The organism is Candidatus Poriferisocius sp. (genome assembly GCF_965219815.1).
Classification (GTDB): Bacteria; Actinomycetota; Acidimicrobiia; order Acidimicrobiales; family Bin134; genus Poriferisocius.
In genome coordinates, this window is sequence record NZ_OZ244791.1 from 2,379,404 (window position 1) to 2,399,092 (window position 19,689).

Below are 19,689 nucleotides of genomic sequence, written 5' to 3' on the forward strand. Positions count from 1 at the left end.
TTGAGCTACTACGCCCAGATTGAGGGGGGACCCGATGCAGGCGCTAACCGCAAAATGCGCAACCCGACTTCTTGGTGCGCTGATCGCACTGTCGCTAATCACCGCTGCGTGCGGCAACGACGACGACTCCGACACGGCACCCGCGCCAACAGAGGCCGTGTCACAGGCCACGGCCGCACCCGAGCCCACCGCGGCGCCTCAGGCCACCGATGCCCCCGAACCCGCACCCGAGGCGACGCCTGAGCCCACCGCCGCGCCCGACCCGTGGAAGATCGCCTACCTGTCAGCCAGCTCGGCGAACACGTTCTTGTTGGCATCGGTGGGTGAGATGCAGCGGCTCGCTGATGAGAACAACATCGACTTGGTGGAGTTCGACGCCCAGTTCAACGCCGATCTTCAGACCACCCAGCTCCAAGACGCGGTAACCAGCGGCCAATACGACGGCATCATCCTGGTTGCGTTGAACGGCCCAGGCCTAGTTCCCGACGTTGAAGCCGCGCTGGACGCTGGGCTCGAGGTAGTGCTGTTCAACCAGATCGTTGGCGACGACCTGTCTACCAACGAGCCCCAGGTCGACGGCGTGGCGGCCTCGGTCATGGCCCCTCCGGTGGTCACCGGGGAACGGGCCGGGCAACTCACCATCGACGCATGCGCTGATCTGGACCCCTGCCGCGTGGTGTATCTGTATGGCATCAAGGGCTTCCCCCTCGACGTGGCACTGCGCCAGGGGTTCGACAACGCCACCGCTGGCCAGGCCAACATCACCGTCGTCGCCGAGGGCGAAGGCCAGTACCTCGGACCTGAGGGGGGCATCAACGCCATCCAGGACATCCTCCAAGCCGAGCCCGAATTCGACGTTGTCGTCGGAGCCGACCAGTCGCTCCAAGGCGTCGAGCTCGTATTGACCGACGAGGGCAAGCTCGACGGCGTCGCGCTCATCGGCCTTGGCGGGTCGTCGCCGGCCATTGAGGGCGTAAGGGACGGCCGCTGGTTCGCCACCGTGTTCTACGCACCAGCCAGCGAGGGGCGCCTGGCCATGGAAGCCATGATCGCCGCTCTCGAAGACGGCACCTACACCGGGGGTGTTGATCCCAATGCCGATTTCGTCGACGATGGGATGGTGACTGCGGCCAACGTGGACCAGTTCACCGCCGAATGGGATGGCTGACAGCGCAATCCATGTCGAGCTAAGGGGAATCTCTAAGCGGTTCGGGACCACCCAGGCGGTCGACGAGGCCAGCCTGGCCGTCGCACGGGGCTCCATCCACGGCCTCGTTGGAGAGAACGGCGCGGGGAAGTCCACCATCGGCAAGATCATCTCCGGTGTCTACTCCGCCGACAGCGGCTCGCTGCTTGTGAGCGGGCTGCCTGAGTCATTCCGCACTCCACGACAAGCGTTTGGTGCGGGCATCACGACAATCGCCCAAGAGCTGTCGCTTCTCAAAGACCGCAGCGTGGCCGACAACGTGTTCTGCGGCGTGGAGGCCACTCGATTCGGGATCATGTCGCGTCGTGAGACCAAGCGCCGATTCGCCGAACTGACCGCGGGCACCGGGATCCGCCTCGATCCTGCGCCGAAAGCGGGGAGCCTCTCGGTGGCAGAGCAGCAGATGGTTGAGATACTGCGGGCAGCCGCCAGGGGGGCCGAGTTCGTCATCATGGACGAGCCCTCAGCCCGCCTGTCAGGCACCGAGAGAGACCAGCTCCACCGGCTCCTGAGGGAGATGCAGGGACGAGGGACAACGGTCTTGTTGATCTCCCATTTCCTCCAAGAAGTGCTCGACCTCTCAGACACCGTCACTGTGATGCGCGACGGCCGTATCGTGCGGACCGCCGACGCCTGCGACGAGACGACCGACTCGCTCATTGAGGCGATGATCGGCCGCCAGCTATCCGGCAACTACCCGCCCAAGGCGATGCGCACTCGGTCGGGCCAGCCCCAACAGGCCGAGCCTCCGGCGCTTCGCGTCAGGGGATTGCGTCGCCCGGGGCTGGGAGCACGGTACGCACTTGACCTCGACGTGTTCAGTGGCGAAATCGTAGGCCTCGCTGGCCTCGTCGGAGCGGGCAGGACAGAGTTCGTGCGAGCGGTCTACGGGGCAGACCCGATGGCCGAAGGCGAAATCCAGATCTCCGGGAAGCCCCTCACCAAACCCTCCGGCCGACCTCTTCGCCGAGTGCTGGGCGGGAACCGTCTCAGGCCGACGCGTGCAATTCGGTTCGGCCTGGGCCTGATCCCAGAGTCGCGCCGGGACCAGGGCCTGCTTCCCGATAGAAGCCTGCGGGAGAACGTCAACCTTCCCCACCTGAAGCACACCACCAAGGCTGGCATCGTCTTCAGGCGCGCCGAGCGCAACCTCGTCGTTGCTGCGGTGGATGGAGCGGAGGTGCGAGGCGGAGGTTTGGAGACCCCGGTCCACCTGTTCTCAGGCGGCAACCAGCAAAAGAGCCTCTTTGCCCGCTGGATGGTCACCGGACTCAAAGTCCTGATTGCAGACGAGCCGACCCGAGGTGTGGACGTGGGGTCTAAGCGGTCGATCTACGACTTGATCGCCTCGGCGGCCGGTCGCGGGCTGGCCGTTTTGATCGTGTCGTCCGAGCTGGAGGAGCTGATCGGTCTCTGCCACCGCATCGTCGTAATGAGAGATGGCCAATTCGTCGCCGAGTTCACCCATCCCGTCCTCAACGAGGCCGACATATTGCGCCAGGCCTTCGGTGGCGAACCCACTCCGTGCCCCGACGGCCTGAAAACGAGCCCACAGTGAACGCCACACCCTTTGCTGCCCTGGCCCGATACGGGATCGTCTGGGTGACACTGGCTCTGTTCTTGGTGCTGGCTATCACCACCGATGGGTTTTTGACCGGTCCCAATCTTCGCAACGTGCTCGACCAGCAAGCCACCCTGCTGATCGCCGCATCGGTGGCCACCCTCACCATGATCGCCGGCGGGTTCGACGTGTCGATCTCCGCGGTGGCGGTGGCCGCTCCACTCGTCGCTCTGCGGATCGAGAACGCCACCGGCTCGGTGATCCTGGCGCTGCTGGCGGGATGTGCATTCGGCCTGCTCGTCGGAGCGGTGAACGGATCGGTCGTTTCGTTTGCCAAGATCAACTCCTTCATCACCACGCTGGCGACGTCGTTCATCGTCTTCGGGATCGGCTTTCTCGTAAGTGACCGGAGCATCATGCGCCCAGAGAGCGAGGAATACCGCGACATCGCCCGAACCCGGGTTGCTGAGCTGACAACCGCGACATGGATCTCGCTGGGGGTGGTGGCCATCGCCTGGATCACGCTGTCGGCCACCCGGTTCGGCCGACACGTCTACGCCACCGGAGGCAACATCGAAGCAGCCAAGCTTGCCGGCATCCGCACCGGCCGCATCATCGTGCTGGTGTTCGCATTGTCGGGGCTGGCCGCCGGACTCGCTGGCGTCGTCGCTTCGTCGAGGTCCATCAGCGCCACCCCGTCTGACGATTTCAGCTTCGTATTCGGCGTCATCGCCGCGATCGTCGTCGGAGGCACCTCCATCGCTGGCGGCAACGGCGCAGTGTGGAGGACGCTGCTGGGCGCCCTCTTCATCGCCTTCATGGTCAACGGCTTCAATCTCCACCAAATCGACCCCATCTGGCAGCGCATCATCCAAGGAGTCGTGATCCTTGTCGCCGTGGCCGCCGACGCCTGGTCCCGAAACCGCCGAACATGACCGACAAAGAAAGGCAACCCGTGAAAATCCACATCGTCGTCCCCATAACATCAGACCAGTTCAACGAACAGATCGAACTGGAGGCTCGGAGTTTCCTCGGAACCGAAGTCGAACTGGAGGTATCCCACCTGCAGGCCGGACCGGCATCGATCGAGTCGTTCTACGACGAAGTCCTAGCCGGACCCCAGATCGTTGCCGAAGTGGCCAAAGCCGCCGGCAACGGCGCAGACGCCGTCTTCATCACATGCTTTGGCGATCCCGCCGTGCCAGCAGCACGAGAGATCGTCGACATTCCCGTTGTCGGCGGATTCGAACCTGCGATAGCCACGGCACTCACCCTCGGCGAACGATTCTCAGTGGTTACGGTGCTGAAAAACGTGACTCCCATGATCTCCGGACTCATCGCCCGGATGGGTGTCGCCAGCCGCCTGGCCACCATCGAGGTCATCGACACCCCGGTGCTCGAGTTGCACGACGGCGACTCGCTACTCAAGAGCCTGTTTGAGGCGTCATGCCGGGCCATCGAAACCGGCGGTGCCGACGTGCTGGTGCTGGGCTGTACCGGCATGCTCGGAGTCGCGGCAACCCTCCAGGAAAAGCTTGAGGCTGAGCTCGTGCGAGTACCAGTGGTTGATCCCACCGGCGCTTCTTTGGGCCTGCTGACGACACTTCAGTCGATGGCCCTCAAACCCAGCCGCAAGACCTACATGCCCCCACCGCCCAAGACTTGACTAGAATGCCGCTAGTCGGCGCGAGTAGCCAGCGAGTCTGCGGCTTGGGTGGCGGCGTGGTGGCCGCTGGAGAGGGCGCCGTTTACTGAGGGGATGGCCATGTAATCGCCGGCCAAGTAGAGGTTGTCTATGCGTCCGGCAAGCTGGCCCGGAATGTTGGCCATCTGGGCGAGCATTCCTGGCTTGCCCATGCACAGGGCCTCTTCCCAGCGGTACACGCGGAAGAACAGACCCTCGTCGTCGGCGGGTAGGGCGGACCCGGGAGGGGCGTTGCGGCGGGCTGCGCCCAGCATCTGGCGCTTGATCTCTTCGTCGTCTTGCGGGATGAGCTCTTTGGCCCGGTCGAGCCCGATGAGCAGATCGAGGATGCTGTGGCCGGGAGGTGCACAGGAGGGCAGGAAGGTGGTCCGATCCATCAGCAGCGGGGTGTCGTCGTCTTCGGGGTAGAGCGCGCCGTGCCACCCCGCAGGGAGCGGGCGGCGGTCGAGGCCTATCACCACTCGGCAGCCGGTTGAGTAGTCAACGGTGCTGAGCGCGCGGCGGGTCTCTTCCGGCAGTTCGGGGATGAGCCCAGAGACTTGCGTGCCGGGCACGGCGCAGATCACCGCGTCGGCCTCGATGGTCTCGCCGTCAACCACCACGCCGGTCGCCGCGCCGTCGGCCACGGTGATTCTCCTTACGGGGGTGGACACCCGGATCGCATCGGAGCAGGCGTCGGCCAGAGCGGTATTGAACGAGCCGATGCCGCGCTCGGGCATATACACCTTGCCGCCGCTGAGCATCGTTTCTCCTATGTAGGCCCGCATCAGCGCTTGGCCTGCGGGCGCGGCATCGCCCAACACCATTTTCAGGGGGCCGCTGAGCGAGATCTTCAGCTTCTCGGGCACTTTGTGCCGCCTGAGGTAGTCGCCGAAGGTCTCGTCGTCGTCGATCTCGGCGAGACGGCTGTCGCTGGCGAAACTCAGGTATTGCTCCTGGCGATACAACTGCCGCATCACCTTGGAACCGGCCCGCATGCCCGAGGGGGAGAGGAAGCCCATGGCCAAGGCGGCAGGCAGCTGCCGAACGAAATTCAGGAGCGATTGGTCGGGCGTCGTGGTGACCCACTTCCCATTGCGGTGGTGGCCGAAGATCATTGTCGACTCCACGAGCGGCAGGCCCAGCTCCTCGCAGATGCGGAAGGCCGTGTCGTAGGTGGTGGTGAAGACGAATGCCCCCATGTCCAGGGAGAACCCGTCCACCCTCTCGCCTTTGCCGCGCCCGCCCGCACGCTCGGAAGCCTCGAGCAGGAGGGGAGTGAAGCCCCGCTTCTTCAGCGTGTAGGCCGCGCTCAGCCCCGCGAACCCCCCGCCAACAATTACGACCCGCCTCGTGCTCATCTGAGCGGCTCCCCGTACTCGCTACTGATGCTGCTAGCCTGGCACATTCCGGGCCGTTAGCTCAGTTGGCTAGAGCACCTGCATGACGCGCAGGGGGTCAGGGGTTCGAGTCCCTTACGGCCCACCGAATGGATGTCGTCCAGTCCAGTGATCGACGGCGGCTGGGCTGGTTGCTCGCCGGGGTGGGGATGCTGTCGGTGTCCACCGACTCGCTGTGGATCCGGCTCTCGGAGGCCGACGCCGTCGATGTCTCCTTCTGGGTGGCGTGCTGCTCGGTGCCCCTCTACACCGCCTTGAGCCATCGGGTGGACGGCTGCTGGCCGCTGGAGGCGTTCCGCCGCCACCCCTGGCAGCAGCTGGTCATCGGGGCGCTCACCGGGGGCAGCCAGCTCTGCTTCGTCATCGCCGTGACCCAAACCCGGGTGGCCAACGTGGTGGCCATCGTGGCCGCGGTGCCCCTGATGGCTGCGGTGTGCGCCTGGATATGGCTGAGGGAGCGCATCAGCCGAACAACGGCCATCGCCATCACCATCACCATGGCGGGCATCGGGGCGATTGTGTCCAGCTCGGTGGGGGAGCCCACCCTCACCGGCGATCTCTTGGGCGTCTTGGCCATCTTGGGCTTTGCGGTGAGCTTGACCATGTGGCGCCGGTACCCCGACATGAGCCGGCTGGTGGGCCTGTCCATCGGCGGGGTGATGACCGTGGTGGCCCTGGTGTACTGGGCGTCGCCACTGTCACTCGACTTGCGGGCCTACCTGTCGATCGCCGCCATGGGTCTGGCGTTCAACCCCTTCGGCCGCCTGGCCCTGTCCAACGCCCCCCGCTTCGCCCCCGTGGCCGACGTGGCCCTGTTCGCCCCAATAGAGACGGTGGCTGGCACGATATGGGCCGCCGCGTTCTTCAACGAACTGCCCCGCCCTGTTGCCGCCGTCGGCGCGGTCATCGTCCTCATCGGCGTCTTCTACGGCACCATCGCCACCACCCGCCCCCAATCCAGTTCAACCATTGACTAGATATGACCTATTAAATGGTCATAATAATCTCAGACTGTTATCCTTGAACCATGTCGCCGGAGACGCCCTATCGCACCATCTCTGCTGGAGAGTTCAAGGCAAAGTGCCTAAAGCTCATGGATGAGGTGAATGACACTGGTGAGCAAATCGTCATTACCAAGCATGGCCGCCCGGTGTCTCGTTTGGTGCCAGCGGGGTACGAGCCTCGGGGAATCCGCGGCCGGTACAAGGGGATGATGCCCGCGATTGACGATCCATCTGAAAGTGCATACACCGAAGAGGAATGGGACGAGATCATGGCCGAATGGGGGGACAACCAGCAGTGGTGGTTAAATCCTGCTCCTCCTGATGAGCCCCACTCGTGATCCTGCTGGATACGCACGTCCTCGTTTGGTGTGCCACTGGGGATACAAGAAAGATGAGCAGCGATCGCATGGATGAGGTCGATGCCGCGATGCTGAATGGTGAAGCGGCGGTTTCCTCAGTCACGTTTTGGGAATTGGAGCACATCCGGCGCAAGCCCAGGAACAACATGGTCCGGATGCCACCCACTTCCAGCCTGCGATTGCGGCTTCTCTCCGATGGCATACGGGAGGTTTCCCCAACTGGAGACATCATGGTCAAGGCGGTTCAGCTAGGAGACGACGGGTTTCACAAGGATCCAATGGATCGGATCATTGTGGCAACTGCTCTCAGGGGTGGCTTCCGTCTAGCAACGGCTGATGCCCAAATTTTGGCTTGGGCAAGTCAAGCAAACCGATTGGATTTGTTCGACCTGCACTGACCCAGAAGAAGGGCCCTCGGAGCGACTCTCGCCAGTACGCTCGCGGGCTATGGCCAAGCCGAACATCTTGGTGGTGATGGCTGATCAGCTGGCACCGCATTTCACGGGGGCTTATGGGCATCCGCTGGTGCGGACGCCGGCGATGGACGCCTTGGCCGAGCGGGGAGCTCGATTCGACGCCGCCTACTGCAATTTTCCGCTGTGTGCACCGTCGCGGTTCTCGATGATGTCGGGGCAGCTGCCATCGGCCATCGGGGCGTGGGACAACGCGGCGGAGTTTCCGGCGTCGATCCCCACGCTGGCCCACTACCTCAACTTGGCCGGATACCGCACGGTGCTGGCTGGGAAGATGCACTTCATCGGGCCCGACCAGCACCACGGGTTCGCCGAGCGGCTCAACACCGAGATCTACCCCGCTGACTTCGCCTGGACCCCCGATTGGGACAACGCCGGTGAGCGGATCGACAAGTGGTACCACAACATGGACAGCCTGTCGGAGGCCGGGCAGGCCCTGGCCACCTACCAGCTCGACTACGACGAGGAGGTGGGGTTTGCGGCCATCCGCAAGCTCTACGACTTGACCCGCGACAGCGATGACCGGCCGTTCTTCCTCACGGTGTCGTTCATCCACCCCCACGATCCCTATGTGGCCCGTCCTGAGTGGTGGGACCTCTACGAGCACGACGCCATCGACCTGCCCGAACCAGTGGACCTCGAATCGCTCGATCCCCACAGCCTGCGCATCCGCCGGGGCATCGAGGCCGACACCGTGGGCTACACCGACGAGCAGTGCCGCAACGCCCGCCACGGCTACTACGCCAACACCAGCTACGTCGACGCGTGGCTGGGGCGGATGGTCCGAGCGCTGGAGGAGACCGGCGAGCTCGACAACACGGTGGTGATCGCCACCAGCGACCACGGCGACATGCTGGGGGAGCGGGGGCTGTGGTTCAAGATGAGCTTCTTCGAGCGTTCGCTGCGGGTGCCGTTCATCATGGCCGGTCCCGGGGTGGCCAACACCACGGTTCCCAATGCCTGCTCTTTGCTCGATCTGGCGCCCACCCTGCTGGACATCGCCGCCGATGGAGGCAACCGGGTTGAGCCGGCAGTCCCGCTGGCCGGTAGGAGCTTGTGGGATGCGGCCAGCGGGGGGAGCGATCCCGTTGAGGAGGTGCTCGCCGAGTACACCGCGGAGATGACCTCTCACCCCATGTTCATGATCCGCCGGGGCCGCTACAAGTACATCCACTGCGACACCGACCCCGCCCTGCTCTACGACGTGGATGCCGACCCGCAAGAGCAGAACAACCTGGCCGACGATCCCGACCATGCGGACCTGGCCGCAGAATTCGCTGCCGAGGTGAGCCAGCGCTGGGACAGCGATGCCATCCGGGAGCAGGTGTTGGCCTCCCAGCAGGCCCGGCGGCTGGTGCATGCCGCCATGGGCGACGACAGCCGCATCTCATGGGACTACTCGCCGGCCCAAGACGCGGCCAACCAATACGTGCGCGACCACATGGACTGGGCCGAGGCCGGCACCCGCAGCCGCTTTCCCGAATTGGGCTGAGCGGCCGGCTCTCCAGCTACTAGGGCTTCAGGCGCAGGGCCAGCAGGTGGGGGATTCCAGGCTCCTCCACAAGGCCGATGGGGTAGATGATCATGTCGTTGGCCACCGCGGGCCAGCCGTTGGTGGCGCCTTTGGCCTGGTGGCGCCACACGATCTCGCCGGTGGCCCGATCTAGGGCCAACAGCTCCCCGAAGAACGTGGACGTGAACAGCAAGTCGTTAACCACCGTCATGCCGCCGAACGCGTCTGCGGCGGGAACGTCAGGGAACTGAGAGATGATCTCGACGTCCCACACGATGTCGCCCGTTGCGATGTCGATGGCCACTACGTTGCTGGGGCGGGTGAACAGTTGGGTGCCCTCGCCGCCGCTGGTTACCTGGTCTGACTCGTAGAAGCTGGGGGCGTTGACCACCACGGCGTAGAACACGCCGTCGGCTGTCGCCACCGGAGTCACCATGCCGCCCTGGGCGCCGGGCATGACCTCCACCGGCTTGTCGAAGCTCTCCAGGTGGTCGTTTTGGTGCTGGCCCACCGAGGTGCGCCAAAGCACTTCGCCGGTGGCCGGATCGTGGCCGAAGGCCACACCGCCCTTGCCCGCGGTCACCAGCACGTCGCGGTCCAAGCCGTGGTCTTCGGCGTGGGCCAGGGTTACCAGCACGTGGTCGCGGTCGAATATGTCGTGGGGGAAGGCCTGGAACCCCCAGCGGAGCTCGCCGGTGGCGGCGTCGAGCGCCACCGTGCCGCTGGTCCAGCGGTTGTCGCCCGGACGGCTCGATCCCGCCGGCCAGCCGGGGGCGCCGGGGAAGGGGTAGGGGTTGCCCACCCCGAAGTACAGCGTGCCGGTCTCGGTGTCCAGCGCGGGGGGATACCACGCTCCGCCGCCGCTGTTGATGCTGGGGTTTCCCCACAGGTCTTCGTCCTCCACGGTGGCGAACGACCACACGATCTCGCCGGTGGCGTGGTCCAGGGCGTGGATGGTGCCCCGGGCCCCGGCGGGGAAGCCGCTGGTGGCGGCGTACACCAATCCGTTGTAGGCGAACGGCTGCACGTTGATCTCGCTGAGGTCGCCCCCGGTGATGTCGGTGGCCCAGACCTCCTCGCCGGTGTCGGCGTCGTAGGCCGCGATGAGCTGGCCCCGCTGACGCCAGCCGATCTTGGTGGCGAACACCTTGCCCCAGCCCACAACGACCCCCGAGGGGCCGTACATGCCGCCCCGGCGCCCCGCCGTCCAGAGAACCTTGCCGGACTTGCGGTCGATGGCCTGTACCCCGCCGTCGAGGCCGGCCACATACACCCGGTCGCCCAAGATGAGCGGCGTGGTGGCCAGGTTGCCCCAAGTGCTGCCGCCGGGAACATCGGCAGTCCAGGCCACCTCTAGTCTGTGTACGTTGGACGAGTCGATCGGGCTGTCGAACGTGGCCCGGGTGGCGGCGTTGTCCCGATTGGGCAAGGGCCAGTCGGCGGCATGCTCTATGACTTCAGGCGGGCTGCCGCCCGGTGAATCCTCAGGAGTTGCCTCAGGCGCGGATGTCGGTTCAGCTTCGGCGGTCGCTTGGGCCTGTGGTTGCTCTGCCCTCGGAGTCGAATCAGCCGTCGGTGCCGCTGGCTCGGCCGACTTCTCAGAAGATGAGCAGGCTGATAAGGCCATCAAGACGGCTAGGGCAATGGCAGTCAATCGTCGGCCAACGGCACCCATTCCATCGACTGTAGGGGCAAGAGGAACACGGGGCGGTACTGTGTGGACGACCCCAGCCAAGGAGGAGGCATGGCACGAATTCGGATTCCCGACGGCCCCGAAGAGGAGCTGCACCGACTGTGGATGATGACCCCGGCGCTGTCCGGACCGGCATCGGCGTTCAGCGGCGCGGTGTACAACGAGAGCAAGCTCCCGGTGCGGTTGCGGGAGTTGCTGCGGATGAGGATTGCCCAGATCAACGAATGCGTGGTTTGACTGGACACCCGGATTGCGTCGTTGGCGCAATATGAACTGAGCGAGGACGACTACCTAAACGTCGGAAATCGCAACGAATACGACGGCTTCAGCGAAGCCGAGCGGGATGCCCTGGAGTACGCGGAGAAGTTCGCGGTCGACCACCTGTCCATCGACCAGGAGTTCATGGACCGCATGGTCGGGCACTTCGGCGAAGAGCTGGTGGTGGAGATGACCCTGGCCATCGGCTGCTGGATCGCCTTCGGCCGGCTCAACCAGGTGATGGACGTGGTGGTGTCCTGCCCGCTGCGCATGAAGGGCCCCGACGAGGCCCGCGAGGTGCTAGAGGCATCCGACGGCGACCTCTTAGCCATGCGCTCCGCCCGATTCGCCTAGCGATCAGTCCAGTCGACGCTTAGCGGAACCGGATCTTTTGAACATCGAGGGCGTCAAGACCCTCTTTACCGTCCTGCCTGAGCCAATCGTCCTGTCCCAACCACATCGGGCGTAGTACCTGTTCGATATCGGGAGTTAGTCGGCTTCCGGCTAGACACCTGACCAATGCCGGGGGCAATTCTCCCAGTGCTCGAAGTGCCCATAGGCGAGCGTTGTCGCCAAATTGCGTGGCTTCTAGAAGCGAGTCGACGCAGCCGTGGCGTTGAAGGAGTTGGGCGGCAGCAGAAGCCCGGTTCACTCCTTCTTCGGCCATCCAGCCGACGAGCTTCCGCTGCAGATCACTTGAGAGTTCATCTACGGAGGAAATTGCGTGCAGAGCGACGATGGGTTCCGGATCGACGAAGTGGTCGATCAGCAATTCTGGGTTCCGCGCCGCCCCTTGTCCCAGTCCCCAAGCTGCTGCCGCCCTCAGTTCATTTGGAAGGTCTGTTTTCGCCGCAATCCGATCAAGAGCCTCGGCTGCGGCTTCAGACGGGAGTTCTGACATTGCCAGGACTGCCTCCATCTGCTGATCGGCCTCGGATTGGGGGTTTGAAATCTGGTCCGTGATTCTCCTGACCCAAGGATCAGGTTCAAGCCGTGCTAGAGCGATCTGGGCCTCAAGTCGGACTCTCCAATCTTCGCTGGAGTCGCTGCTCATACTCGACAGGGTGCTGAACAGTTCGCGAAGCTCCATTGATCCTGCTGCTTTGACCGCTGCATACCGCTCGACGACCTCGCTGGAGTATAGGGCCGCGGCCAAGTCCCATGAGTCTCCCGAGCACATTGGGTTGGAAGTCTGTTCGGCGACTCCAGCGAGAACTTGTTCGCCGCCCCTTATGAAATCTCCCGGTTCCGAGTAGATAAATCTCGGACCACCCCAATCTCGCCATTGCCAGTATCGCTGAACTTTCTCGTCCACGCCTGAGAACACGATCCGGCCTTCATCGTCGACACCGAGATACTGCCCTCTTTTGGTCGGAACCCAACAGGGCCATGTGAGGGTGATTTCGGACCCTTCCGATGCTGCTTTCGGCGCTGGTCTCCTAGCCTGCGCGATGCTGGCTCGGAGTGCCTCAGTCGAAAAGAAGATGGGAGCGCCGCAATGCGGCGGATCCTGGTTGATGTCGGTGTGGAGGAAGGCGAACAGGTCATCCTGACGCATCCCACCCGCGTCCCACTCTCGGCCGGGAGTGTCCGAATGCGACAGCATGATTTTGAGCTTCGACTTTGCCCTCGACTCCACTCTCAAGCCACACCGCACACACAAAAGGTCAGGCAGCCGCAGCCGCTTGACCTTTGTCTGCCAAACCTTGTTGGCCATGGCATAGCGCTCGAGCTCAATCGGCTGGTGATTGAGCTGATTTTGAAGGTGATCGGCCACCGCGGCAGTTCCAATTGCTCCCACCGACACGAAGCGTGCGAAGTCGGCGTCCTCTTTGAAGCCCACTAGGCCCTGCCTGCACTCATGACTGCCGGGAGTGTACCGGCGCATTACCCGTTACTGTCACCCATGGTGGGTAAGGTCGGGGCTGTGAGCAAAACCGGGCTTCCCGCCCTGCCGTCGATGGTTTCAGTCAAGCGCAGTGACCCGGTGTACATGGCCCACGCATACTTGACCAAAGTGCCGGTAGCGGGGATTGTGCCGTTCATCGAGGCGTTCACCAGCGAGGGTGAAGTCGTGCTCGACCCCTTCGCAGGTTCGGGGATGACCGGAGTGGCCGCTCTCATGACTGGTCGTCGAGCACGGCTGTTCGACGTTTCTGTGCTGGGGCGACACATCGGGACCAACTATGTGAACCAGGTGTCGGAAGAACACTTGCGCAAGAGGGCCGATGAGGTCGTCGAACATGCGAGCAATCGTGTTGGCCGGGTTTATGCCGTGAAGTGCGGGCTCTGCGGGGACAACGCAGAGATCGCCAAGACGGTTTGGTCGGCGGTCATGGAGTGCCCAGCCTGCGGGCAAGACTTCAACTTCTACTACTGCTTGGAAGCAGCCGACTGGAGGAAGACCCAGATGGCTTGCCCTGGCTGCGGTGCGCCAGTTTCGAGTAGGTGCCAGCGGCTCCATGAGAGACCAGTAGTGGATTCGATTGCCTGTGATTGCTCTCGGACCCAGATCGAGCAGGCCCATCGACCCGCGATTCAGGAAGCCGACTCGTCCGGTCTGATGTGGCCTGATGTGGACATCGAGGAGTCTCGCCAGATGTACGTTGCCTCTGCGCTTGGTCGACACGGACTGACATCTGTGGCCTCGTTCTATTCTCAACGCAATCTCTGTGCTCTTGCTGCACTACGCGCCGGGATCGACGAGGTTGATGAAGTAGACCTGCGTGACAAGCTGCGGTTTGCCTTCACGGCCATATTGACCAGGGCGAGCAAGCGGTACCAGTGGTCGCGTCAGCGCCCGCTCAATGCAGCAAACGCCAATTACTACGTTGCCCCGGTGTTCTACGAGTGGAACGTCTTCGACCTCTTCAGCAGGAAGGTCGAAGCTGCAATCCGCTCCGACCGGTGGATCGCCGCAGAACGTCGGACTCGCCTCAATTGGGTCCCTGAAGATGATCCTGGCATCAGCTACCAGCGCGCGAGCGCCGATGACTTGCCACTCGAAGATCATTCGGTCGACTACGTATTTACCGACCCACCCTTCGGGGCCAACATCTTCTACTCGGATATGAACCTCTTTCAAGAGGCCTGGTTATCTGAATTCACCGACCCGGACAAAGAGGCAGTAATCGACCGAGTAGACACTGGCGCCGTCCGGACTGCTGAGCGATACGAGCAGATCATGACTGATGCCCTGCGAGAGTGCCTTCGTGTAGTGAAGCCGGGAGGGTTCATCACCCTGCTTTTCGGCAACAGCTCTGGAAAGGTGTGGCAGTTACTTCAGCGGTCCATTGCAGCCGCTGGCCTGGAGGTAGTCCCGGAACTCATCGCCATGCTGGACAAGGGCCAACGTTCAGTGAAGGGGCTTGCATCCGGATTCGAGAACACAGCCACACTCGATCTCATGCTCACCATGCGCGTCGCTGAAGGTGCGGCTGGCGAGCTGGTCGATCCTCCTGAGACCGCCGTAGAAGAGATCGTTCGACAGCATCTCGCTGAATGCTCCGACCCCAGTCCCAGCCTGCTCTATCTAGAGCTGCTTCGCCATGGCTTCCGCAATTCCTGGAATCTCAGCCAACTCGACCTCAGCCACGTGACCAAGATCATTGTGAAAAGCGATCGAAAGGTGGACCGTCGCAGCGCTCGAGTGTTGCAAGAGGTGTAGGGGTCTTCGGTAGGGGCTCTTGACCGGCGGCCTCTCAGCGGAACAGGCGGCCGAAGGTCCGCAGGTCGTCGGTGAACAGCTCGGGCTGCTCGAAGGGGGCGAAGTGGCCGCCTTTGGGCTGCACCGCCCAGTGGACGATGTTGTAGCGGCGCTCGGCCCATGCCCGCGGGGTTTGCAGCAGCTCGCGGGGGTACACGGCGTGGCCGGTGGGCACCTCCACTTGACCGGCCCAGGAATCTACTGCCGAGGTGCCGGCCCGGGCCGACTCCAGATACAAGCGCCCCGATGACGCCGCGGTGGCGGTTATCCAGTACAGCATCACGTTGTCCAGTAGCTGGTCTTTGGTGAACACGCTCTCCAGATCGCCGTCGTCCAGGTCGCACCAGTGCTGGTACTTCTCAATGAACCAGGCGGCCAGACCGGCGGGGGAGTCGTTGTGGGCCACCGCCAGGGTCTGGGGTTTGGTGCTCAGCATGGCCATGTAGCCGGTGCCTCCGGTGATCACCTCCAGCGAGCGGGCCATGGCCGCCTGTTCGGCCTCGGTCACCCCCTCCATCATCTTCTCGGGGTCGGCGGCCTCTTCAGCGGTGGGCTGGGCGAAGAGCATGTTGAAGTGGGCGGCGATGAGCCGGTCGCCGTAAGCCTCGGCCATGCGCCGGGTGACCAGCGCCCCCCAGTCGCCTCCTTGCACGATGTAGCGCTCATACCCCAGTTGCTCCATGACCCCGGCGATGGCCTCCGCGCAGCGGTGCATGTCCACACCGGGGTTGGCGGTAGGACCGGAGAAGCCGTAGCCGGGTAGCGACGGGACCACAATATGGAAGGCGTCGGTCGGATCGCCGCCGTGGGCGGCCGGGTCAGACAGCGGGCCCATCATCTCCCGGAACTCCACCACCGAGCCCATGTACCCGTGGATCATCACCATGGGCAGCGCGTCGGGCTCCGGCGAGCGCACATGGTAGAGGTGCACCCGCTCGCCGGCCGCAGCTGCGGTGAACTGGGGAAAGGCGTTGAGATAGGCCTCTCGGGCCCGCCAGTCGTAGCCGTCGGCCCAGTACTCGCAGAGCTCCCGCATGTAGGCCACGTCGGCGCCGTCGTCCCACCCCGGCCGCACGGTGTCGGGCCACCGGGTCATGGCCAGACGCCGGTGCAGGTCGTCTAGGTCGGTTTGGGGGACGTCGATCTCAAACGGCTCGATGCTCATTCCCGCAGCGTGTCACAGACTCGCGTCGGCACCGCTAGTCGAAATGATCGGCCCGGCGGACTACGAAGATCCAGGTGAGCACGGCCGACAGCACCACGAGCACGCCCGACCAGATGCCGGCCTCGGCCACGAAGGCCTCTTCGATGCTGTTGAACGCCTTGGTGGTAAGGGTGGGGAAGTCAAACGGGGCGATGAGCAGGGTGATGGGCAGCTCCTTCATCACCGACAGCATCACCAAACCGCCCCCGGCCAACAGTCCCGGGGCCATGAGCGGCAGCTCCAGCGACCGGAAGCGGCGCACCCATCGGGCTCCCAGGGTGCGGGCCGCGTCGGTCAGCCGCGACGACACCGCAGCCACCGCCACTTGGGAGGTGCGCATCGTCTGGCCGCCGAAGCGCACCATGTAGGCGAACACCAGCAACACCAGGGTGTTGCGGAGGTGGCTGCCGACGTCGGTCTTCAGGGTCCAGAACAGTAGCGCCAGCCCGATGAGGATTCCGGGAAGAGCGAATGCCGACACAATCACCGCGTTGGCCACCGTGCCGATCCGGGAACGGTGGCGCACCACGAGGTAGGCGGCGGGAAGCACCAGAGCCACCGAGACCACCGCGGCCAGAAGGCTGCCATAGGCGGTATTCCAGGTCGGCGACCAAACGTCATCCCACCCCACGAGAAGGTCTCGTCCGCCGGATGCCTCCAGCCTGATGCCATCGATAGTCCAGTCGGCCAGCGATGCCATCGGCCCCAAAAGAGCCAGCGCCACCGCTCCGGCTAGGAACGCCACCGCAATCGGTTTGGCGCGGCCCATCCGATAGATAACCGGACTCCGCGATCGCACCGGTGCGGCGTGCTCATATCGCCTTGTTGCGCCCCGCTCAACCAGCACCACCACCGCAGCCAGCACCAGCAGGATCACGCTGAGGGCCATCGACACGGTTTGATTGTTGAGCCGGGTGGTGTAGATGGCCCGGCTCAGCGTGTCGTAGCGCATGAGTTGCACCGCGCCGAAGTCGCTGATGGCGTAGAGGAACACCAGCAGGGTGCCGGCGCTGATGGCTGTCGCCGTTTGGGGCAGCACCACTCTGCGGATGACGGTCAGCGGGCTGTCGCCCAGCAAACGAGCGGTCTCCTCGGCCGACCCGGGCAGGCGCCGCAGCCGGGCGGCCACGGGCAGGTACACATAGGGATAGGTGAACAGCGTGAGCGCCAGCCACGCGCCGAATAGGCCCCGTATCTCCACGTCCCACACCAGCCCCAGGTTGTCCAGCCAATCCGACAGAAGACCTCCGGGGTTGAGGGTGCGGATCAATGCCGCCGCGCCGATGAACGTGGGGAACACCAGCGGAAGGGGCAACAGCGCCTGCCACATGCGCTTGAGCGGGACGTCGCACCGGGTGGTCAGCCAGGCCAGAGCGGTGCCGAACACCGCGGTGGAGGCCGAGACCAGCACGGCCAGTCGCAGTGTGCGCAGCAGAGGTCCCTGAGTGCGCTGGGAGAACAGCACGCCCAACGGATCGCTGTGGAAGGTGAAGTTGCGCCACACCAAGTAGCCGGCGGGAAAGGCGAATCCCACGGTTACCACGATGGCGACGACCTTCAGCAGTGCCGGGGAATGGATTGTCGGCGACCGCACAAAGAGCGACTCTATCCACAGGAGCCCAGAAGAGTAAAGCTTGCTTTACACCCATTGCGAAGCGGGCTGGAGTTTATTGTCGTGGATTGATGGTCGGGATCAGCCGCGGTCGAAAGCCACCGCAGGCGAACCGATGTAGGAGGGGGCGACCCGGTCGCCGGGGGAGAAGCTCTGCGTGCCGCTGACTCGGACATGAAGACGGATTCCGTCGGGGTTGGCCACGGTAACCACGGCATCAGCACCCTGGAACTCGAAGTTCTCCACGGTGTGGGCGGCACCCTCGCCCTCGGCCGCGCGCAAGTCCACGTCCTCGGGCCTCACCGCCACCTCAACCGGGCCCTGACGAGGTTCGAGGAGGGGAACAGGCCCGAAATCGGTCTCGGCTGTGGAGCCCGCAGCCTCCGCGGGGTACATCGACACCGCGCCCACGAACGCCGCCACCCAGGGTGTGGCCGGGTGGTGGTAGACCTCAGACGGCGATCCGGTCTGCACAATGCGGCCCGCGTCCATCACCGCCACCCGATCGCCCAGCACCAATGCCTCTTCTCGGTCGTGGGTCACGAACACCGCGGTCATGTCGGCATCGCGCAGCAGCTCGCGCACTTCGGAGCGAACCTCGCGCCGCAGGGCAGCGTCCAGATTGGAGAACGGCTCGTCCAGCAAGAGCACTTTGGGCTTGGGGGCGATGGCCCGGGCCAGCGCCACCCGCTGCTGCTGACCGCCCGAGAGGGTGTCGGGGGTACGGTCCTGCATTCCCGGCAAGTTCACCAACTCCAGCGTTTTGGCCACCTCCGCGATTCGCTGACGTCGGGGGACCCCGTAGCCCACATTGCCGGCCACATCTAGGTGGGGGAACAGCGCCCAGTCTTGGAACACCATGCCCACCTGGCGATCCTCAGGCCGGATCCAGGAGCGGTTGCCGTCCACAGGGTTTCCGTCCAACACCACCTTGCCCTTGTCGGCTTGCTCCAAGCCGGCGATGAGCCGAAGCAGGGTGGTCTTTCCGCATCCGCTCGGCCCCAGTAGAGACAGCATCTCTCCAGCATGCAGAGTCAGATTGAAGTCGACCAGCACCTTGGTGGCGCCGAACGACTTGTGCACGCCCTCGACGGATAGCAGCGGAGCAGCGGAATCGGCGACTGACACTTGGCCGACAGGCTAACCGGCGATATCAGAGGTCGGTCACATGTGCTGGCCTGCTCGACCTCATTGCTTCTGGGTTACAGTCCCGGATTGTGATGGTGCCCACTGGCCATGGACCGATCGAGGTGCATGTTCGCGGGCAGGGTCCGCTGGTAGTGATGCTGCCGTCGTTGGGCCGGGGCGCGGCCGATTTCGACCGACTGGCCGACGGTGTGGCCGTCGCCGGTTACCGGGTGGCTTGCCCTGAGCCTCGAGGTCTCGGGGCCAGCGCAGTGCCCGACCGGGAGGAGACTCTGGCAACGCTGGCCGCCGACGTGGCCGCGGTGATCAGCGAACTCGACGGCGGCCCTGCGGTGATCGTCGGGCACGCCTACGGCAATCGGATTGCCCGCATGACCGCCACCAACCACCCCGAGCAGGTGGAGAGCCTGGTGCTGTTGGCCTGTGGCGGGTTCATCCCGGTCACCGACGAGATGGCCCTGGCCATGCGGACGATCTTCGACCCCCGCAACCCGCCCGAAGTCCGACTCGATGCAGTGGCTCGGGCCTTCTTCGCGCCGGGCAACGACGCCAGCGTGTGGGCCGACGGCTGGTTCGCAAAACTGGCCCGAGCCCAAGAGCAGGCCACCGTGTCCACCCCGGTGGGCGACTGGTGGGCCGGAGGCCGCGCCCCCATGCTGGCGGTGCAGCCCGCCGACGACCGCCTGGCCGTGCCCGCCAATGCCGATGCCCTGGCAGAGGCCGTCGGCGACCGGGTGGAGGTGGTGGTCATCCCCAACGCTGGCCACGCCCTGCTGCCCGAGCAGCCCGAAGCCGTGGCCCAAACGGTAATCGGCTGGCTCGACCGCAGGTTTGGCCGTTCCCCCGTCGAAGTGGTGTAATGGCCGAAG

General features: G+C 64.4%; 18 protein-coding genes and 1 tRNA gene. 13 read left to right on the forward strand and 6 right to left on the reverse strand.

What is annotated here, in order from left to right:
- The first annotated feature begins 34 nt into the window (after positions 1-34).
- Genes ACOQPI_RS11435 through ACOQPI_RS11450 form a run of 4 tightly spaced genes read left to right on the forward strand, consistent with a single transcriptional unit; the run spans position 35 to position 4,434 of the window.
- Complete coding sequence (locus ACOQPI_RS11435; RefSeq protein WP_420619759.1) at positions 35-1,168, forward strand: sugar ABC transporter substrate-binding protein; 1,134 nt, start codon at positions 35-37, stop codon at positions 1,166-1,168.
- On the forward strand, positions 1,161-2,765 hold the full coding sequence (locus tag ACOQPI_RS11440; RefSeq protein WP_420619760.1) for a sugar ABC transporter ATP-binding protein: 1,605 nt from the start codon (positions 1,161-1,163) through the stop codon (positions 2,763-2,765). Before ACOQPI_RS11435 ends, ACOQPI_RS11440 begins: the two co-directional genes overlap by 8 nt.
- On the forward strand, positions 2,762-3,703 hold the full coding sequence (locus ACOQPI_RS11445; protein ID WP_420619761.1) for an ABC transporter permease: 942 nt from the start codon (positions 2,762-2,764) through the stop codon (positions 3,701-3,703). Before ACOQPI_RS11440 ends, ACOQPI_RS11445 begins: the two co-directional genes overlap by 4 nt.
- The gene (locus ACOQPI_RS11450) at positions 3,700-4,434 is read left to right on the forward strand and encodes an aspartate/glutamate racemase family protein (RefSeq protein ID WP_420619762.1); all 735 of its coding nucleotides are present in this window, start codon (positions 3,700-3,702) and stop codon (positions 4,432-4,434) included. The genes ACOQPI_RS11445 and ACOQPI_RS11450 overlap by 4 nt, the downstream gene beginning before the upstream one ends.
- Positions 4,435-4,445: 11 nt before the next feature.
- Here the strand turns inward: ACOQPI_RS11450 and ACOQPI_RS11455 are convergent, their stop codons facing one another.
- Positions 4,446-5,813: a protoporphyrinogen/coproporphyrinogen oxidase gene (locus tag ACOQPI_RS11455; protein WP_420619763.1), complete on the reverse strand. Its 1,368-nt coding sequence runs from the start codon at positions 5,811-5,813 to the stop codon at positions 4,446-4,448.
- Positions 5,814-5,863: 50 nt separating this feature from the next.
- Between ACOQPI_RS11455 and ACOQPI_RS11460 the strand changes: the two genes are divergently transcribed.
- The 5 genes from ACOQPI_RS11460 to betC all read left to right on the forward strand — a co-directional run bounded on the left by ACOQPI_RS11460 (position 5,864) and on the right by betC (position 9,180).
- A tRNA-Val gene (locus ACOQPI_RS11460) sits at positions 5,864-5,937 on the forward strand.
- A gap of 4 nt (positions 5,938-5,941) precedes the next feature.
- Positions 5,942-6,829 carry a DMT family transporter gene (locus ACOQPI_RS11465; protein ID WP_420619764.1) on the forward strand — a complete coding sequence of 296 codons (888 nt, stop codon included), beginning with the start codon at positions 5,942-5,944 and terminating at the stop codon, positions 6,827-6,829.
- A 50-nt stretch (positions 6,830-6,879) separates the two neighbouring features.
- Positions 6,880-7,194 carry a type II toxin-antitoxin system prevent-host-death family antitoxin gene (locus ACOQPI_RS11470; RefSeq protein ID WP_420619765.1) on the forward strand — a complete coding sequence of 105 codons (315 nt, stop codon included), beginning with the start codon at positions 6,880-6,882 and terminating at the stop codon, positions 7,192-7,194.
- Positions 7,191-7,613, forward strand: coding sequence for a type II toxin-antitoxin system VapC family toxin (locus ACOQPI_RS11475; protein ID WP_420619766.1), 423 nt, complete (start codon positions 7,191-7,193; stop codon positions 7,611-7,613). The genes ACOQPI_RS11470 and ACOQPI_RS11475 overlap by 4 nt, the downstream gene beginning before the upstream one ends.
- Positions 7,614-7,662: 49 nt before the next feature.
- Positions 7,663-9,180, forward strand: a complete 1,518-nt coding sequence (gene betC, locus ACOQPI_RS11480) for a choline-sulfatase (RefSeq protein WP_420619767.1) — start codon at positions 7,663-7,665, stop codon at positions 9,178-9,180.
- 19 nt (positions 9,181-9,199) lie between these two features.
- Here betC and ACOQPI_RS11485 read toward each other — a convergent pair whose 3' ends face one another.
- The gene (locus ACOQPI_RS11485) at positions 9,200-10,876 is read right to left on the reverse strand and encodes a PQQ-binding-like beta-propeller repeat protein (RefSeq protein WP_420619768.1); all 1,677 of its coding nucleotides are present in this window, start codon (positions 10,874-10,876) and stop codon (positions 9,200-9,202) included.
- A gap of 69 nt (positions 10,877-10,945) precedes the next feature.
- On the opposite strand from ACOQPI_RS11485, the gene ACOQPI_RS11490 reads away from it, so the two are divergent.
- Both ACOQPI_RS11490 and ACOQPI_RS11495 read left to right on the forward strand, forming a co-directional pair.
- Positions 10,946-11,131, forward strand: a complete 186-nt coding sequence (locus ACOQPI_RS11490; protein ID WP_419848303.1) for a hypothetical protein — start codon at positions 10,946-10,948, stop codon at positions 11,129-11,131.
- Positions 11,132-11,152: 21 nt separating this feature from the next.
- The gene (locus ACOQPI_RS11495) at positions 11,153-11,506 is read left to right on the forward strand and encodes a carboxymuconolactone decarboxylase family protein (RefSeq protein ID WP_420619769.1); all 354 of its coding nucleotides are present in this window, start codon (positions 11,153-11,155) and stop codon (positions 11,504-11,506) included.
- Positions 11,507-11,525: 19 nt separating this feature from the next.
- On the opposite strand, the gene ACOQPI_RS11500 is transcribed toward ACOQPI_RS11495, so the two are convergent.
- Positions 11,526-12,995 (reverse strand): HEAT repeat domain-containing protein, encoded by a 1,470-nt coding sequence (locus tag ACOQPI_RS11500; RefSeq protein ID WP_420619770.1) that lies wholly within the window; start codon positions 12,993-12,995, stop codon positions 11,526-11,528.
- An 84-nt stretch (positions 12,996-13,079) separates the two neighbouring features.
- Here ACOQPI_RS11500 and ACOQPI_RS11505 point away from each other — a divergent pair, with 84 nt between their 5' ends.
- Entirely contained in the window at positions 13,080-14,819 is a 1,740-nt protein-coding gene (locus tag ACOQPI_RS11505) for a DNA methyltransferase (protein ID WP_420619771.1), read from the forward strand.
- 34 nt (positions 14,820-14,853) lie between these two features.
- Here the strand turns inward: ACOQPI_RS11505 and ACOQPI_RS11510 are convergent, their stop codons facing one another.
- The 3 genes from ACOQPI_RS11510 to ACOQPI_RS11520 all read right to left on the reverse strand — a co-directional run bounded on the left by ACOQPI_RS11510 (position 14,854) and on the right by ACOQPI_RS11520 (position 18,802).
- Complete coding sequence (locus ACOQPI_RS11510) at positions 14,854-16,023, reverse strand: epoxide hydrolase family protein (protein ID WP_420619772.1); 1,170 nt, start codon at positions 16,021-16,023, stop codon at positions 14,854-14,856.
- A 34-nt stretch (positions 16,024-16,057) separates the two neighbouring features.
- A complete protein-coding gene (locus ACOQPI_RS11515) occupies positions 16,058-17,656 on the reverse strand; it encodes an ABC transporter permease (protein ID WP_420619773.1) in 1,599 nt (532 codons plus the stop codon).
- Between the two features lie 99 nt (positions 17,657-17,755).
- A complete protein-coding gene (locus ACOQPI_RS11520) occupies positions 17,756-18,802 on the reverse strand; it encodes an ABC transporter ATP-binding protein (RefSeq protein WP_420619774.1) in 1,047 nt (348 codons plus the stop codon).
- A gap of 92 nt (positions 18,803-18,894) precedes the next feature.
- On the opposite strand from ACOQPI_RS11520, the gene ACOQPI_RS11525 reads away from it, so the two are divergent.
- Complete coding sequence (locus ACOQPI_RS11525; protein WP_420621032.1) at positions 18,895-19,680, forward strand: alpha/beta fold hydrolase; 786 nt, start codon at positions 18,895-18,897, stop codon at positions 19,678-19,680.
- The last annotated feature ends 9 nt before the right edge of the window (positions 19,681-19,689 follow it).